Origin of the sequence: Bordetella genomosp. 4 (genome assembly GCF_002261185.1) — a bacterium.
Lineage (GTDB): Bacteria > Pseudomonadota > Gammaproteobacteria > Burkholderiales > Burkholderiaceae_B > Bordetella_A.
This window is the reverse complement of the sequence record NZ_NEVQ01000013.1, coordinates 767,026-782,861: the sequence shown is the minus strand read 5'-3', so window position 1 is coordinate 782,861 and position 15,836 is coordinate 767,026. Positions and strand designations below refer to the sequence as shown.

Sequence of the window (15,836 nt, the reverse complement as noted above, 5' to 3'; positions counted from 1 at the left end):
TCGTTTTAATCAGTTTGCCGGGATCGGCCCGCTGTCTTGTTCCGGGGGATTCGGCAGCCACGCCAGATCATTGAATCCCTTGTATAGATAGCCGCCGTCGCCTGCCTGCGCGCCATAACCGAAATGGGCATAGGCCAGGGCGTTGGAGTAGAGCGAGACCACTGCCGTCGAGCGTACAGTCTGAAAAAACGACGTGTCCGCCAGCGCCGCGATATCCCGGTCCTGGTCGCCAGCCGCACGCGCGGACCAATCGCCACCTGCTTGCGCATCGAGTTTGCGTACACCCTCGGCGAGTTGGTCACGTATCGTGGCAGTGTTTGCGGCCTTGCCATCCAGGTCTTTGATGACGAGCGCGTACACCGCGTCTTCTAGTGTGGCATGGGGATAGATGCGCTTGACCAGCGCAAGCAGGACTTTTCCTTGGTGCTCGTCCAGGCTTTTCAATTCCAACGCCCAGGCTCGGCTGGGCGCGATCAGGGCCAGCGCGGACGACATCGCCAAGGTGCCAAATAGCACGCCCGTGCCTTTTAACAAGGCTCTGCGCGTGAGCGAAATACAGGGCTTGCCTGTGGCGCGTGACTGTTCTCGCTCGACAGCGAGCGCGATGTGTTTGGATTGCATGCTTGTCTCCTTCTAGCCCCGTGCTTGGGCTTTTCTCGTGCGCAGGCTCTGATGCTCTCAGAGTATGGTGCGGCGGCAATAGCCTACTGATAATGCCCGTGGCGTTCGAGCACTTCGATCTTGTAGCCGTCTGGGTCCTGGATAAAGAAATAGCGCGCGATCAATGCACCGTCCGCGGCAAAGAATTCTTTGAGATCATTGGGCGTGAAGCCCAATGCGCTCAGGCGCTCGCGTTCGTGAATGGCATCGTCCACCACAAAGGCCACGTGCCCATATCCATCGCCGTGAGAATAGGGCTCAGCTCGGCCCTTATTCCACGTGAGCTCGATTTCAGTTTCGCTTTCACTGTTGCGTAAATACACGAGCGAGAAACTATCGAAATCCAGGCGATAACTCGGTTCCAGTCCGAATGCGCTTTGATAGAAGCTCAGCGATTTATCGAGATCGCGCACACGTATCATCGTGTGGATCAGTTTTGCCATGATGCAAGTCTCCAGCAGTTTTTATAGTCAGCAATGCAGTTCGTCATCGCTGCATGGAGAGCAGTCTAGGCAGATTTGATCGGGGATGGGTAATAGCGGGCTAAATACGGAAGCAAATAAAAATGTCTCCCACGCTGCGCCTGCGGCTTGCTGCCCCGGCGATAAAAAAACCACCGATGCTCGCACATCGGTGGTTTTTCCCCTTGGGGAGACGGTACGCCGCAGTGCGGCGTCAGCCCCTTCCTTTTAACTGTGGTATGCCGATTCGCCGTGGCTGGTGACATCCAGGCCTTCGCGCTCTTGGTCTTCCGGTACGCGGATGCCGCAGAGCATGTTGGCGACCTTGTAGGCAATCCAAGCCACCACGCCCGACCATACGATGGTCAGCAGCACGCCTTCCAACTGCACCCAGAGCTGAGACATCATCTCACCGGTGCCGGCGCCCAGACCGCCCAACGCTTTGGCATTGAAAACACCCGTCAGCAACGCTCCGACGATACCGCCGACGCCGTGCACGCCGAACACATCCAGCGAGTCATCCGCACGCAGCATGCGCTTCAAACCATTGACGCCCCAGACGCAGACAATACCCGCCAGCACGCCGATGATCAGTGCACCGCCAGGGCCCACGAAACCTGCGGCAGGCGTAATACCTACCAGGCCTGCAACGGCACCCGACGCGGCGCCCAGCATCGAGGGCTTGCCCTTGATGGCCCACTCGGTAAACAGCCAGGACAGAATCGCACCAGCGGTCGCAATCATGGTGTTAAAGAACGCCAGCGTAGCGCCTTCGTTCGATGCCAGCGCCGAACCGCCGTTGAAACCGAACCAACCCACCCACAGCAGTGCGGCGCCGATGAAGGTCATGGGCAGGCTGTGCGGCTGCATGGCTTCGCGGCCATAGCCTACGCGCTTGCCGATGACATAGGCGCCTACCAGGCCTGCAATCCCCGCATTGATATGCACTACGGTGCCACCGGCGAAATCCAGCGCCTTACGGGCATTGAGCAAGCCGGGTGCGGTCTCCGAGGCAAACCACACCATGTGCGCAATAGGCACGTAGGCAAAGGTGAACCAGATGACCGTGAACACGAGCACGGCGGAAAAGCGTGCGCGCTCGGCAAAGCTGCCTACGATCAGCGCGCATGTCAGCCCGGCGAACGTAGCCTGGAACGACGCAAACAGCAGTTCGGTCAGCGAACCGGACATGGCGTAGGTGCCATCCGCGGAATTGAACATCCCAGAGAAAAACGCGCGCGACAGTCCGCCAAAAAAGGCATTGCCTTCCGTAAAGGCCAAGGAGTAACCATAAACGAACCACAGCACGACGCCCAAGGCGAATGTGCACAACACCTGCAGCATGACGGACAGCACATTCTTGCTGCGCACCATGCCGCCGTAAAACAATGCCAATCCGGGCGCTGCCATCATCAGTACCAACAGCGTTGATACCAGCATCCAGGAGATATCCGCTTTATCCATTTTTCAGGCTCCAATGCTCTTGCTTTGTTGTTGTGCTTACAGGGCCGCTTCGCCGGACTCACCTGTGCGAATACGAATGACTTGCTCCAACGGAGCGGTAAAGATCTTGCCGTCGCCGATCTTGCCAGTGCGCGCGGCCTGCTCGATCACGTCGATCACTTGGTCCACCAGGTGATCCGGCACGGCGGCTTCCACGCGCAGCTTGGGCAAGAAGTCCACGGCGTATTCCGCACCGCGGTACAGTTCAGTGTGTCCCTTTTGACGGCCAAAGCCTTTGACTTCGGTGACCGTCAGCCCCTGTACGCCGATCCCGGAAAGCGCTACTCGTACTTCGTCGAGCTTGAACGGCTTGATGATGGCGATGATGAGTTTCATGGCAGTTCCTCTGATGGTTGCATTCACGCATGAGCAATAAAGCAATATGCGTGCCATCTTTTGGACGCCGCGCCGCCGCAGGACAAAAAAGCGTTGTCAGGGCGCAAATTCGCTATGAGCGCACTGGGAATGCCGCGCGGCGACGCCGTTGATGCCGTGGAGGCGCGGGGCGCTGATCAAATTTTGAACAGATATAGTGCGCCATTGCACTATTTTGGTGCATTTATGCCCTGGGTTAGTCCCTTGATTGGTGCGCAGCACCGGGGTAGGGACGGTTGAAACAAAACATTTGCCAACGGCTAGGGTTGTATCGAATTGCTGCGTCTGTTTCGGCCTCTCGCAGCAATGTATCGAATTTGTTGATACGCGGCATTACACCCAGTGGCTTGTTGTCGGCGGCAACGTCAGGAAGAATCAAACCGTACCAGATGCAGTGCGACGGGCACTCGGACAGTGTGTTTATCGCAAGCAATGGCTCTGGTGCAATTCGATTTTCTCCTGTGCTTTGAGGCGGTGCCGTGTACGGCCCGCCCATTTTTTTGTAGCTAGGGTTTGGCAGGGCTGAAGCGGCTACACTCTATACATTCAGAACATCGAATGCGAGGACGTCATGAACCGCACCCAATGGCTCGAAGATTTCCAGAAAAATTTATCCGACTTGATCGCCCGCAGCCCGGCCGCCGATCTGGAACGCAATGTAAAGGCGATGATGGGGCAGGCCTTTACGAAAATGGATCTGATCACCCGCGAGGAATTCGACGTGCAGGCTGATCTGCTTGCACGTGCGCGCGAGCGTGTGGATCAACTGCAGGCTCAGGTGCAGCAACTGGAGCTGCGCGTGTCAGCTTTGGAGAGCAAGCCGGAATAGGTTGGGCTCGCGCTGCCCTCGAAGGGCGGCGCGCAATGAATAGACAGGGATCTCTGCCGCTGCGTCGAGCGGTGCATTGAACTGTGGCTTTACGACGTGGTGCGCGGATCTCCGTCAAGCAGCATTTGCGCCATTTTCCTGAGCTCGTGCTTTTGCACCTTGTTGGAGTTGGCGCTTTGCACCATTGGAAACTGCTGCACAAACGCGACCCGTTCAGGGACCTTGAATTTTGCCATTGAGGCCTGACAGGCGCGAATGATGGCTGCCTCGTTCACATCGGCTCCAGGTATGGCAATGGCAAATGCCACCGGTACGGTTTTCCCGCCGCGTTCGGCGCCCACGACTTGCGCCGCTTGAATGCCCTCGAGCCCGCGGATGAATGTCTCGATTTCCATCGGGTTGACCAGAAAACCTGCCAGGCGCAGATGCTCCCCGTCTCTGCCCTGAAAAACAAACGTGCGTTCATCGACGGTGAAGCCCAGGTCGCCAGTGCGGAAAAATCCATCAGGATGGATCGCTTTGCTAGTGGCCTCAGGATTATCCAGATACTCCGACATCAGGCTCGGGGCCTTGATTTCAATCTGCCCGATGGCTCCGTGAGGCAGCGTGTCGCCATGCTCGGGATCCACGGCACGGACCCTGCCGGCTGGCGAGGCCAAGGTGCCTCCGGCGGCACGTCGATATTGCCAGTCTGCATCGAGCCTTTGGCCGGCGACCAAGGCCTGGAGCTCGCTGGATCCGTATAACCCGGCAATGGGAATCCCCGCCCGTAACGCGCGTTCGGGCAGATCGTCCATCGAGGGAGCAAAACTGGCGTAGCCCACATACTGCAGCGTAGGAAAGGGCCGCGCATTGCCTGCCGTTTCCTTTAGCAGCAGATCAATGAGTTCGTTATTGGCAAAGGTATGGGTCACCGCGTGATCGCCAATCTGCCGCACAGTAGTGCTGGCCTCGAATACTGGCAGTGAGACCAAGGAGGCGCCAGGGACCAGGCCGCTGAGCATCGTGGAAAACCCAAACGCGCCGCACATCGGCGCGGCAATGAGCACCACGCTCTGTGGCGTGACACCATAGGCCGAGGCTGCGATGGCTCCGTGATTGATCAGCCCCTCTTGTCGATGCAAAACAAGCTTTGGTGCGGAGGTGGTGCCCGAGGTGGTGTACACCAACGCGCCGTCATAGGCCTGTCCAGGGTCGGAAACGGCAATCCCCGCCGCGGTGTCGGAGTACGGGATCAGATCGAGCGCGGGCCACGCGTTGCGCAAGACTTGAGCGGTGTCTGCGTTGGCCTGGATGGCAATGACGCCTTTCAGTTGACCAACGATAGCAGTGTCCACGCGCTTGAGCACGTCAACAAACGGCAGCCCTTTAAAGGCCGGCCAGAATGCCAGCCAGCGGCATTGGCCGCGTTGCAACAGTTGGCCGACCTCATGTTCCTTGAAACGGGTATTGACAGCGATCACCGTCATTCCCAATCTGGCACAGGCGAGAAACGTCACGAGCCATTCAATGCAATTGGGCATCCACAGCGCCAGACGGTCTCCTCGGCGAGCCCCGCGCGAGGCCATCAGCGCAGCCACCCGATCCACCTCGGCCAATAACGCCGCGTAGTTCAGCTGGCGGTCTTTATCTTGAAACGCGATCCGTGCCGGCGCCGTCCGAGCATGTTGTGAAAGCAGGGAATAGAAATCCACTTTCTACTCCTTAGATCGTGGAAATCAATGTCATGAGTCTGTGTCCCGTAGGTCGGCCGATCTCTTTGCTGGCACCCGTCACCAGCACTCGCTTTGTACTCATCCGTGTCTCCTTGGGTTCTTGCGGCTTGTACGTCCTTGGTCAAACTCTACTAGATTGCTGCAGCATCATCACGAAAGGTCGAATCGGTCTTTTCTAATCGACCTTTTCTGCACTGATCGTATAGCCAAAGCCGCGAGCGGTGCGCAGCAGGGGGAGTTCGCCCTCTTGTTCGATCTTGCGTCGCAGATAACGGATATAGACATCTACCACCTTGGTGCCCGGATCGAAGTCCATTCCCCAGACGTCGCGCAATAACCGCGCACGGCTGACCACTGTACCGGCATGCTCCATCAGATAAGCCAGCAGCGCGAATTCGCGCGCCGTCAGTTCGATGCGGCGCTCGCCACGATGCGCAGTTCTGGCGGCGAAATCCAGCCGCAGATCGCCGACGCTGAGCGTCGTGCCTGGGGCGCGGCCATCCTGGCGCCGGCGCAACAGCGCCTGCATGCGCGCCACCAGCTCGTCGAATGCGAATGGTTTGGACAGATAATCGTCCGCTCCTTGTTTTAAGCCTTGAATCCGTTCTTGCAGTTCCGCTTTGGCCGTCAACATCAGAATCAGGCAGCGGCAACCATCCGCGCGCAAGCGGGCGCAGATTTCAACGCCCTCCATCCGCGGCAACATGCGGTCGAGGATGATGAGATCGAATTCGCCGTCGCGAGCGGTTTCGTATCCATGCTGGCCATCGCGCGAGACTTCGACGCCGTAGCCTTCGGCTTGCAGGCCGCGCTGCAGGAAAGAAATAATGCGAGGGTCGTCTTCGACCAGCAAAATTCTGGCGTTATACATGTTGATGTCTCAATGGCAGTCGAACGGTGAATGTCGAGCCTTCCCCGACGGTACTGCTGAACTCGACGGTGCCTTGGTGTTTCTGCACAATCCAGCGAGCGATCGACAGGCCCAGGCCGCTGCCGGCTGCCCAGCGCTCACGTGCCGCCGTACCGCGATAGAAGCGCTCAAAAACATGGCACAGCTCGTCGGCAGCGCAGCCCACGCCGTGGTCACGGATGACCAGCTGCGCCTGTGCGCCTGCGTGTACCGAGATCTCGACCGTCGTGCCGGCGAGTGAATACTTGATCGCGTTGTCCAACGCGATCATGGCGGCCTGCTTGAGCCGTGCCCGATCGCCCCATATGGGCACGCCGTCCGCTGGCGCATCCTGACGCATCACCAGACGCACATCCCGGTGGCAGGCCAGCACATTGGTGTCATGGATGGCCGCCCGCGCGACTTCCTTCAGGTCCAGGGCGTCTTTTTCAAATGCAATATCATCGCCCTCCGAACGCGCCAGGAAAAGCAGGTCTTCGATCAGATGTCCCATTTCCTGCGCGCGCGCCACCACCGCAGCGAGCGCCTCACGGTACATCGTTTCGTGCCAGGCTTTGCCGCGCAGCGCAATCTCGGCCTCGCCCCGCAGCGCGGTCAACGGAGTGCGCAGTTCGTGGCTGATATCGGCCAGAAGGCGTACGCGCTGCTGGTCTACCTGGGTCAGCCGATGATTGGCCTGGGCCAGGTCGCGTGTGCGTTGCGCAACCTCGCATTCCAATTGGCTCTTGGACGCGAGCAATTGCGCGTGCTGTGCATGCAGTTGCTCGGCCATCGCATCGAAACTGCGCGACAGTACGCCCAGTTCGTCACGCGCCTGGCTGCCGATGCGATAGTGCAGCGAGCCTTGTTCAATGGCGCGCGTGCCTGCTGCCAGGGCTCGGATAGGGCGGCCAATGGAGCGGGCCAGCAAATAGCCCGATACGGAGATCAATGCCAGCAGGGCTGCCAGCAAACTCAGCATGGACACCGTCACCTTCTGTCGCAATTGTTCAGTGACAGACTCCAGCGCGTCGACCTCGGCTTGTTTGCTGCGGACATTCTCGGCAATCAGATATTCGAGCTCCGAATCCAGCCGGTTCTCGATCTGATAACGGAACAGGGCAATGGCCTCATCGCGTTTGCCGGTCAAGGACAGGGCGAGCAACTCATCGACGGAGCCGCCTATGCTGTCGATAAGCAGATGCATGCGCTCATAGAGCGACAGCGTCATGATGTCGTCGCGCTCCGATTCTGCCTTGATGCGCAGATCCAGCTGCTTCAAGTCGAAGAACGATTTATAAACGTCGGCACGGGCGCTTTCGAAATCAGACAGTTCCGCAGGGCCGATCAATATCAGTTCGGCGATCTGCTCCGCATAGCGATTGGCGTTGATCGCCAGATCAGACGTCAGGGCCAGCTCTTTGCGCGCATGCAAAAGCCGGTCGAAATAATCCTTGGCTGTGCGCGTGGCAAAGACAGAAGTAATCGCCATGACTATGACGGAAAAGGCGACTATGGACTGGAACACCCAGATCCGAGTCTTGATACTCAAGTTATCCTCATACACTCAGAGTACGCGAATGGGCCGCGCATCATACTTGTGCGGAGGCGCCCGGCGAGGGCATCCTTTTATATATTTACTTCCGCACATGCATGTTCTGATGTATGTAGATGTTTCGTCTCTTTAACTGATTGGAGTTGCCCTGCATCCAGACGCCATACCGCGTCGGCCGCAGATAGCCATTGCGGATCGCTGGTGACCAGCAGAATCGTCGTGCTGCGGCGTCTTAACACCTGCGCAAGCGTACCGGTACGTACCTCGTCGAGCATGGCGTCTGCATCATCGATCAACAGCAGGCGCGGCCCGCCCATTACCGCCCGTGCCACGATCAGCCGCTGCCGCAGCGCTGCAGGCAGATCGGCGCCACGCTCGGCGATGCGGGTATCCAGGCCGCGTGGCAGGGCGGCAATGGCCTGCTGCAATCCGCACAACTGCAAGGCGTCGGCAATCTCGGCATCATTGGCGTCGCTCGCACGATAAGTCAGATTTCGCCGAATCGAGCCGCGCAACAGCGGCAGATCGGGCGAGATCATGCCTACCGCTTGGCGGATAGAGGTCAGATCATGCGCGGCCAGCGCTTGTCCGTCCAGGCGCACCGTGCCTTGGTCGGGATCGAACATGCGGGCAGCCAGCCCCAGTATCGTGGACTTTCCCGCGCCGCTGCCGCCTGTGATGGCGATCAGCGAGCCTGCAGGCGCCTCGGCGCTGACCTGCGTGAGCGCACCGGCCACCGATACCTGGTCCAGCGCCAAATGGCCTGGCCCAGGACTCAGGGGCGGCAGGCGCCGGCCCGACGCCAGCGTGGGCAGGCGCAAAAAGCCGCCCAGCACATCCCGCGCCGCGCGGAAGTTCTGCCAGAACACGAAAATACGGCCCAGATCGCGTAACGGCGAATCCAGCAGGTTGACTACCAGGATGGCCGCCAACAGGGTGCCCCATCCGGCCTGCTGCACGCGTAACAGGCCCGCAGCCAGCACCAACGCGGTCAGAATGGTCGACGCGGCATCCGGCACCGCACGCAGCAAAGCAGCCAGGCGAGCCTGTGATACGGCCGCCTGCGCCAGCCGCGAACTTTGCTTCTGCAGGCGCGAGCGTTCGCCGCGTGTGCGGCCGAATACGCGTACCGGCGAATAGACATTCAGTTTTTCCCCCAGATTGGCAGCCATGCGGCCGCGTGCGCGCCGTAGTTCGCGCACGCGCAGGTACAGGGGCGAACCGGCCGCCGCCAGCGTTGCCACTGCCACCGCGATCGCCCCAGCGACACAGGTGGCGATGAGTGGATCGAGCCAAGCCAATACGCCCACGGCCGACACGATCGTGATCGCCGCCACCGCCAGCCGAGCCAGCCCGCGGCTGACCCAGTCATTGAGCGCATTGAGGTCAGCGACAAAACGCACCATCAGGACGCCCTGAGTGCGTTTTTGCAGCACGCGGCTGGGCAGATTGTTCAGATGATCGAAAAGCCGCAGGCGAGTCGCCGTCAGATAACTCTGGCCCAGTCTTTCCGCCGTGGTCCGCTCTGCCATACGCAGCCACATCAGCGCGAGGCCCAGCACGGCAATTGCCGCGGCATGGGCCAGTACCGAATTCGGCGCAACTTCCGGTTGATGCAGCCCGTCAAAGCCATGCCGCGTGGCGATCGCGATACCCGCCATGGTGGCTGCTTGCGCGATTCCGTTGGCCAGCAGCCACGCCATCAGTCCACGACGGCTGCCCGCCAATACGGCTGGAAGCGGCCCGCGGCGCTTCACAGGACGGCCTGCACCGATTCCGCGCCGGTCAATTCTTCCAGCATGGCCGGGTCGCCCAACGCATCCAGGCCCAGCACGGGCAGCCCGACAGCCTCAGTGGCTTCCTGGATGGCCAGGGGCGCAATGGTGATGATGCCGCTGATCGCCAGCGTTTTGAGATGATGCCGCGCCAGCCAATCGACGCCGGCCTTGGCGCCGAGTGCGTCGCGCGCGGCGAAAAACACACCATCGACCAACTGCTGGAATTCCGGCGATTGCAGCAGCATCGCCGTTTCCCGCTGGTACAGCCCGTCGGCGATTTCCAGTACCAGAACATCGATGCCGGTCCTCATGGCATGCGATGCCAGGGTGAAGCAGATACGCAACAGCTCTGCGTGCTCTACCTTGTACGTGGACACCACGCCAGCAGAGGTGAAGTCCAGAGCAGGGCGGGCGCCGGCGTCCATCATGCGCCACAAATCGCCGCCTGCTCCGGTGCCCGTGACTTTCGCAGAACCGACGCGATATCCTGCAGCGCGAAAACCGCGTATCAGGCTCACGGCGGTTGTGGTTTTGCCGGCGTTCATCGACGCACCGATGACAGCGTAGACACGAGCGGTCTTGGGCTCACGTAAAGTTGGCAACGCCGCATCGGCCACGTTCAGGATCCGGCCCGTGCGATCGGCCAGCAACCCCACGGGCGTGATGGTAGTCGCAGCACTGGTTTTCGCGCTGCGCGACAACACATTGGAAGCGATGCCGCCTGCGGCGACCAGGTCACATGGGCCCAGGTCGCCGCGGATTTCCGCTTCGAATTGATCCGGTGCGTAGCGATTACCGTAAGCCACCACGATTTCGTCGCCGACAAACAAAGTGCAGCGCCGGCCATCACGCGATTCCAGCGCCTTGTGATGGCCGAGCTTGCTCACTACCGCGAGGACCAGGTCACCCGCGCGCGGGCTGACAGTGGTGACCAGATCCGTGGCCATGGACAGATCAACGTGGCGGGTGCTGTATGCCGTCTTGCAATGTTGCAACCGCTGGTGCAGGTCGAGGTCGTACATGTCTATCTCCGCAAGATATTCGATCGTGAAAAGTTGATGTGCTCACGATATCAAGCGCACCTCGCGCGCAATTGAGAAATAGAAAAGCGCCAGATTAAAAACAGGTAAGAGCCCCACGAGTTTCAAATCCGCGTGCTACAACGATTTCGCATCATCAATTCGCGCGGCACAGTGCCGCGCTGTGCACGAGGTAGGAGGCGAATCCGGTTTGAACCTGCGACACGTTTCAGATGCCGGGCATGCGCGCCGCCTCTGGCTGCGCGAAGGCCTGGCCTGCGTCTATATCAGCGACAGCACGTTGGACGAACCCCAGCCTGGCATACGTCGTGCAGTACTGGTCGTCCATGGCACCGAGCGCGACGGCCACCGTTATTGGCGAGCGTTGGACAGGGCCGCGCGTCTGGCGGGACGAGGCATCCGTAACCAGACCTTGCTGGCCGCGCCGCAGTTCTACACGCGACGCGAGGCCCGTGCGCGGGGCCTGGGCGCATCCACGCTGGCCTGGGCGCCGCAGGCCTGGAAACAGGGTGATGCATCGCGCCACGGCACAGGCATCAGCGCGTTTTCAGTGCTCGATGCCATGGTCCGGCGCCTGGCGTGCCGAGAACGCTTTCCCGATCTAGAACGCCTCGTTATCGTGGGACATTCGGCAGGGGCACAATTCGTGCAACGCCATGCGGCAGCGAGTTCTGTTCCTGCGTTGACCAGAGAGCTGGGCATTGCGCTGCGCCACATCGTGGTGGGGCCGTCGTCGTATCTGTACCTGGACGCCGCCCGCCGCGGCCACGGGCCCGATGGCGCATACGGCCAACCATCCGGGCAGGCCTTGCTGCATTGCCCGGATTACGACCATTACAAATACGGCTTGCAGCGACCCAACGCCTACGTCAGCCGCATCGATCCGGACGAACTGCGCCGCAGCTATGCCGGCAAAGAGGTCGTCTATCTGGTGGGTGAGCACGACAATGATCCCAACGATCCGCACCTGGACCGCAGTGCAGCGGCCATGCTGCAAGGCAGCGACCGGCGGGATCGCTGTCTCGCCTACCGAGACTATCTGGCGTATTTGTATGGCAGCCTGCCGGCCAGTCATGTGTTCGAGATCGTGCCGCGACTTGGGCACGAAGGCGCTCGCATTTTGCGTTCGCCGATTGGCCTGCGGTGGCTGTTTGATATGGAGTGACGGCGGGGCTAGTGCCGTTGCCTAATTCAGGAACGCCATCCATCGCCGCCGCAAATCAGATGAAGCTTTTTCTGCACCATAAAAAAGTGCCTGAAAAGCGTGACATCGCTATCACCATGGCACTGCCCAAGTCGAGTGCATTTACGCATACTGGCCGTCGTTTTCACTTCAGACGCCGCCATGACTCTAGCCATCCTTGCCAGCCGCGCCTTGTCCGGCGCCGACGCGCCTGCCGTGCGCGTAGAAACGCATTTGGGCGTGGGATTGCCGGCCTTTACCGTGGTGGGTCTGCCAGACACCGAGGTCCGCGAGAGCCGTGAACGGGTCCGTGCCGCAATCATCAATAGCGGCTTCGAGTTCCCGAACGGCCGTATCACTGTCAATCTGTCTCCTGCCGATCTGCCAAAGGCATCGGCGCGTTTCGACCTGCCCATCGCATTGGGCGTGTTGCTGGCGTCGGGTCAAATTGCGGTGCCAGGCGCGCATGGCGATGCCGCGCCATCGGGATTGCAGACGTTGGTGTTTGCCGGCGAGTTGTCGTTGACTGGGGCATTGGTGCCCGTTGGGGCGCCTCTGGCATTGGCGCTGGCTGTTGCCCGCGATCAGCCTGGCAGCACCATGATTCTGCCTGCGGCCAGTGCCGCCATGGCGGCGTGGGTGCCGGATTTGACTGTGCTCTGTGCAAACACCCTGGCCGACGTGGCGGCGCATTTGACGGGCAGCATGACACTACCGGCGGCGCAGCCCAGCCCATGGACCGAGGCGGCACATCCGCCTTGCCTATCCGACGTACGGGGTCAACCTCTGGCCAGACGGGCGCTCGAGGTCACGGCAGCAGGCGGGCACAGCTTATTAATGGTCGGCCCGCCAGGGGCGGGCAAGAGCATGTTGGCGCAGCGATTGCCTGGCCTGCTGCCGCCTCTCTCTCGAGTGCAGGCTCTCGAAGCCGCAGCATTGTCGAGCCTGGCAGGAGCGCTCGCCGCTGCGTTGCCAGGCCAGCCGCCGTTTCGCGCGCCGCACCATGGCGCCTCAGCCGCCGCCTTGATTGGCGGCGGCGCTTATCCCAGACCGGGCGAGATCAGCCTTGCCCATCATGGCGTCCTCTTTCTGGACGAGCTTCCCGAATTCAACCGCAGGTCACTGGAATCGCTGCGAGAGCCGCTGGAGACGGGCAGGGTGGTTATCGCCCGGGCCAGACATACGGTCGAGTATCCTGCGCATTTCCAGCTCGTTGCGGCGATGAACCCGTGTCCTTGCGGCTGGCGCGGGCATCCCAAACGCCCCTGTGCGTGTACCCCCGAACAGGTGGCTCGATATGTCGGCAGATTGTCCGGGCCGCTCGTTGACCGGCTCGACTTGTTGATCGAGTTGCCGGCGACAGGCACAGACTGCCTATCTCTGCCTGCCGGGGAACCTTCCGAGCCCGTACGCGAACGCGTTGCCCGTTGCCGCGAGCATCAACAGCAGCGGCAGGGGTGCACCAACGCCCAGCTCCAGGGCCCGGATATAGACTCTCACTGCGAGCTGGATGCCGAGAGTCAGCAGTTGCTGATTCAGGCCATACAGCGTTTGCACGGCTCCGCCCGGGCCACTCATCGCGTGCTCCGCGTGGCCCGCACGGTCGCCGATCTGGACGGACAGCCTCGTATACAGGCTCGTCATGTCGCCGAGGCGCTGCAGTATCGTTGTCGTTTGCGATAGGCTCCACCGGAGCCAGGGTTCTGCGTCGGCCGCCTGTGAATGGGCAATAGGGGACACAGTGTTCTCGGGATTGAGCACCACCTTGAACATTGGCAGCAATCAAATTAGACAAAAATCCCAAAATCACCATATAATCAAAGGCTTTCCCGGATCTTTCGGGGAAAACCAGAAGTGGATCCAGGTCCGGCAAGTCTTGCCGTGCCGGCAGGCGATGCGTCTGCCAGCCCGTCGAGCACCTGTGCGTCCATATTAAATTAACAAACGTAGGAATCATCATGCCCAAGATGAAAACCAAGAAAAGCGCATCCAAGCGCTTTCAGGTTCGCGGCAGCGGATCGATCAAGCGTGGCCAGGCTTTCAAGCGCCACATCCTGACCAAGAAGACCACCAAGAACAAGCGCCAGCTGCGCGGTTCGGCTGCGGTCCATGAAACCAACGTGGCTTCCGTGAAAGCCATGATGCCTTTCGCTTGATAACGGAGATCTACTATGCCTCGCGTCAAACGCGGCGTTACTGCCCGCGCCCGTCATAAAAAAGTCATTGCCGCCGCCAAGGGTTACCGTGGCCGCCGCGGTAACGTATTCCGCATCGCCAAACAGGCGGTCATGCGTGCTGGCCAATACGCCTATCGCGATCGCCGCAACAAAAAGCGCACGTTCCGTGCCCTGTGGATCACCCGTATCAACGCCGCTGTGCGTGAGCAGGGTCTGAGCTACAGCGTGTTCATCGCCGGCCTGAAAAAGGCTTCGATCGAACTCGACCGCAAGGTTCTGGCCGATCTGGCTGTGCGCGACAAGGCCGGCTTCGCCGCCATCGTGCAGCAGGCCAAGGCAGCATTGGCTGCCTAACGTGCGCTGATCGCATCGCGCATCGCGCATCGCTGCAAACGGGGCTTTTTGGCCCCGTTTGCGTTTTGTCTGGGACTGTACTTAGACAAAACACCCCTTGTGGGGCAGCAAGCCATCGAACGTAGTATCAGGGCGTATGCGCCCATCGAGCTGCGTCTTTAGGCAAAATGCCTCTTCGAGGCTTAGTTGCGTTTTGCCGTCGGGCCGCCCCAAGGCAAAACAGCCCCTCAAAGGGGGCAGCAAGCCGCCAGGCGCGGCGTGGGGGCGCATTTTATGGCACTGACTCCATGACTTTATTGGCTGAAGACCTGGTCTCCCAGGCCCAAGAACGATTCGCCGAAGCCACCGACGCTGCGGCTCTGGAAAATGCCAAGGCGCGTTTTCTGGGCAAAGAGGGCGCACTCACCGCGTTGCTCAAGGGTCTGGGCAAGCTCGACCCCGAGCAAAAACGCGAAATGGGCGGCCGCATCAACCAGGCCAAGCAGCAGATCGAAGCCCTGCTGAACCAGCGTCGTGCTGAACTGGCTCAGGCCGAGCTCGATGCTCGCCTTGCTGCCGAAACCATCGACGTCACCTTGCCTGGCCGTGGCCGTGGAATGGGCGGCATTCACCCCGTGGCCCGCAGTTGGGAACGCGTCGAGGAAATCTTCCGCTCCATCGGTTTCGACGTGGCCGACGGTCCCGAAATTGAAAACGACTGGACCAACTTCACCGCACTGAACAACCCCCTGGATCACCCCGCGCGATCCATGCAGGACACGTTCTACGTCGATCTGCAAGACGGCGATGGCCTGCCGCTGCTGTTGCGCACGCACACCAGCCCCATGCAGGTGCGCTATGCCCGCATGAACAAGCCACCCATCAAGGTCATCGCTCCGGGTCGTACGTATCGCGTCGACAGCGACGCTACGCACTCGCCCATGTTCCACCAGGTCGAGGGCCTGTGGATCGCCGAGGACATCTCCTTTGCCGACCTGAAAGGCGTCTACACCGATTTCCTGCGCCGCTTTTTCGAGAGCGACGATCTGGTCGTGCGATTCCGCCCGTCTTTTTTCCCGTTCACCGAGCCCTCGGCCGAGATCGACATGATGTTCACCTCGGGCCCGAACCGCGGCCGTTGGCTGGAAATCTCCGGTTCGGGCCAGGTGCACCCGCAAGTCGTGCGCAACTTCGGCCTGGATCCCGAGCGTTACATCGGCTTTGCGTTCGGCTCCGGCCTCGAGCGCCTGACGATGTTGCGCTACGGCGTCAACGACCTGCGCCAATTCTACGAAGGCGACCTGCGCTTCCTGCGCCAGTTCAACGTATAACCGACGG

At 60.5% G+C, this 15,836-nt stretch carries 15 protein-coding genes; 6 read left to right on the top strand and 9 right to left on the bottom strand.

Annotated features, from left to right (window positions below):
* Positions 1-9: 9 nt before the first annotated feature.
* From CAL20_RS13850 to glnK, 4 genes are all read right to left on the bottom strand, one after another.
* A complete protein-coding gene (locus CAL20_RS13850; protein WP_256981493.1) occupies positions 10-621 on the bottom strand; it encodes a tat (twin-arginine translocation) pathway signal sequence in 612 nt (203 codons plus the stop codon).
* 83 nt (positions 622-704) lie between these two features.
* Complete coding sequence (locus CAL20_RS13845) at positions 705-1,103, bottom strand: VOC family protein (protein WP_094821713.1); 399 nt, start codon at positions 1,101-1,103, stop codon at positions 705-707.
* 246 nt (positions 1,104-1,349) lie between these two features.
* Entirely contained in the window at positions 1,350-2,585 is a 1,236-nt protein-coding gene (gene amt, locus CAL20_RS13840; protein WP_094821712.1) for an ammonium transporter, read from the bottom strand.
* A gap of 36 nt (positions 2,586-2,621) precedes the next feature.
* Positions 2,622-2,960 carry a P-II family nitrogen regulator gene (gene glnK / locus CAL20_RS13835; protein ID WP_012249555.1) on the bottom strand — a complete coding sequence of 113 codons (339 nt, stop codon included), beginning with the start codon at positions 2,958-2,960 and terminating at the stop codon, positions 2,622-2,624.
* A 610-nt stretch (positions 2,961-3,570) separates the two neighbouring features.
* On the opposite strand from glnK, the gene CAL20_RS13830 reads away from it, so the two are divergent.
* Complete coding sequence (locus CAL20_RS13830) at positions 3,571-3,828, top strand: accessory factor UbiK family protein (RefSeq protein WP_094821711.1); 258 nt, start codon at positions 3,571-3,573, stop codon at positions 3,826-3,828.
* 89 nt (positions 3,829-3,917) lie between these two features.
* Here CAL20_RS13830 and CAL20_RS13825 read toward each other — a convergent pair whose 3' ends face one another.
* The 5 genes from CAL20_RS13825 to CAL20_RS13805 form a co-directional block, all read right to left on the bottom strand.
* Entirely contained in the window at positions 3,918-5,522 is a 1,605-nt protein-coding gene (locus tag CAL20_RS13825) for an AMP-binding protein (protein ID WP_094838144.1), read from the bottom strand.
* 196 nt (positions 5,523-5,718) lie between these two features.
* Positions 5,719-6,414, bottom strand: a complete 696-nt coding sequence (locus tag CAL20_RS13820) for a response regulator transcription factor (protein ID WP_094821709.1) — start codon at positions 6,412-6,414, stop codon at positions 5,719-5,721.
* Entirely contained in the window at positions 6,407-7,984 is a 1,578-nt protein-coding gene (locus CAL20_RS13815) for a sensor histidine kinase (protein WP_141217687.1), read from the bottom strand. The genes CAL20_RS13820 and CAL20_RS13815 overlap by 8 nt, the downstream gene beginning before the upstream one ends.
* A gap of 77 nt (positions 7,985-8,061) precedes the next feature.
* Positions 8,062-9,744 carry an ATP-binding cassette domain-containing protein gene (locus tag CAL20_RS13810; RefSeq protein WP_094821707.1) on the bottom strand — a complete coding sequence of 561 codons (1,683 nt, stop codon included), beginning with the start codon at positions 9,742-9,744 and terminating at the stop codon, positions 8,062-8,064.
* Positions 9,741-10,787, bottom strand: a complete 1,047-nt coding sequence (locus CAL20_RS13805; RefSeq protein WP_094821706.1) for a DUF1611 domain-containing protein — start codon at positions 10,785-10,787, stop codon at positions 9,741-9,743. The genes CAL20_RS13810 and CAL20_RS13805 overlap by 4 nt, the downstream gene beginning before the upstream one ends.
* A 208-nt stretch (positions 10,788-10,995) precedes the next feature.
* On the opposite strand from CAL20_RS13805, the gene CAL20_RS13800 reads away from it, so the two are divergent.
* The 5 genes from CAL20_RS13800 to pheS all read left to right on the top strand — a co-directional run bounded on the left by CAL20_RS13800 (position 10,996) and on the right by pheS (position 15,829).
* Complete coding sequence (locus CAL20_RS13800) at positions 10,996-11,970, top strand: hypothetical protein (RefSeq protein WP_094838143.1); 975 nt, start codon at positions 10,996-10,998, stop codon at positions 11,968-11,970.
* 180 nt (positions 11,971-12,150) lie between these two features.
* The gene (locus CAL20_RS13795; RefSeq protein ID WP_094838142.1) at positions 12,151-13,671 is read left to right on the top strand and encodes a YifB family Mg chelatase-like AAA ATPase; all 1,521 of its coding nucleotides are present in this window, start codon (positions 12,151-12,153) and stop codon (positions 13,669-13,671) included.
* A 275-nt stretch (positions 13,672-13,946) separates the two neighbouring features.
* Positions 13,947-14,144, top strand: a complete 198-nt coding sequence (gene rpmI / locus CAL20_RS13790) for a 50S ribosomal protein L35 (RefSeq protein WP_012249552.1) — start codon at positions 13,947-13,949, stop codon at positions 14,142-14,144.
* 15 nt (positions 14,145-14,159) lie between these two features.
* Positions 14,160-14,519 (top strand): 50S ribosomal protein L20, encoded by a 360-nt coding sequence (gene rplT, locus CAL20_RS13785; RefSeq protein ID WP_094821703.1) that lies wholly within the window; start codon positions 14,160-14,162, stop codon positions 14,517-14,519.
* A 287-nt stretch (positions 14,520-14,806) separates the two neighbouring features.
* Positions 14,807-15,829: a phenylalanine--tRNA ligase subunit alpha gene (gene pheS / locus CAL20_RS13780; protein WP_094838141.1), complete on the top strand. Its 1,023-nt coding sequence runs from the start codon at positions 14,807-14,809 to the stop codon at positions 15,827-15,829.
* Positions 15,830-15,836 lie beyond the last annotated feature (7 nt).

What these genes read in the sequence shown, in the direction of transcription:
- CAL20_RS13850 (WP_256981493.1), bottom strand. Translation starts at nt 621, where the DNA reads ATGCAATCCAAACACATCGCGCTCGCTGTCGAGCGAGAACAGTCACGC.
- amt (WP_094821712.1), bottom strand. Translation starts at nt 2,585, where the DNA reads ATGGATAAAGCGGATATCTCCTGGATGCTGGTATCAACGCTGTTGGTA.
- glnK (WP_012249555.1), bottom strand. Translation starts at nt 2,960, where the DNA reads ATGAAACTCATCATCGCCATCATCAAGCCGTTCAAGCTCGACGAAGTA.
- CAL20_RS13830 (WP_094821711.1), top strand. Translation starts at nt 3,571, where the DNA reads ATGAACCGCACCCAATGGCTCGAAGATTTCCAGAAAAATTTATCCGAC.
- CAL20_RS13795 (WP_094838142.1), top strand. Translation starts at nt 12,151, where the DNA reads ATGACTCTAGCCATCCTTGCCAGCCGCGCCTTGTCCGGCGCCGACGCG.
- pheS (WP_094838141.1), top strand. Translation starts at nt 14,807, where the DNA reads ATGACTTTATTGGCTGAAGACCTGGTCTCCCAGGCCCAAGAACGATTC.
- rpmI (WP_012249552.1), top strand. Translation starts at nt 13,947, where the DNA reads ATGCCCAAGATGAAAACCAAGAAAAGCGCATCCAAGCGCTTTCAGGTT.
- rplT (WP_094821703.1), top strand. Translation starts at nt 14,160, where the DNA reads ATGCCTCGCGTCAAACGCGGCGTTACTGCCCGCGCCCGTCATAAAAAA.
- CAL20_RS13820 (WP_094821709.1), bottom strand. Translation starts at nt 6,414, where the DNA reads ATGTATAACGCCAGAATTTTGCTGGTCGAAGACGACCCTCGCATTATT.
- CAL20_RS13805 (WP_094821706.1), bottom strand. Translation starts at nt 10,787, where the DNA reads ATGTACGACCTCGACCTGCACCAGCGGTTGCAACATTGCAAGACGGCA.
- CAL20_RS13845 (WP_094821713.1), bottom strand. Translation starts at nt 1,103, where the DNA reads ATGGCAAAACTGATCCACACGATGATACGTGTGCGCGATCTCGATAAA.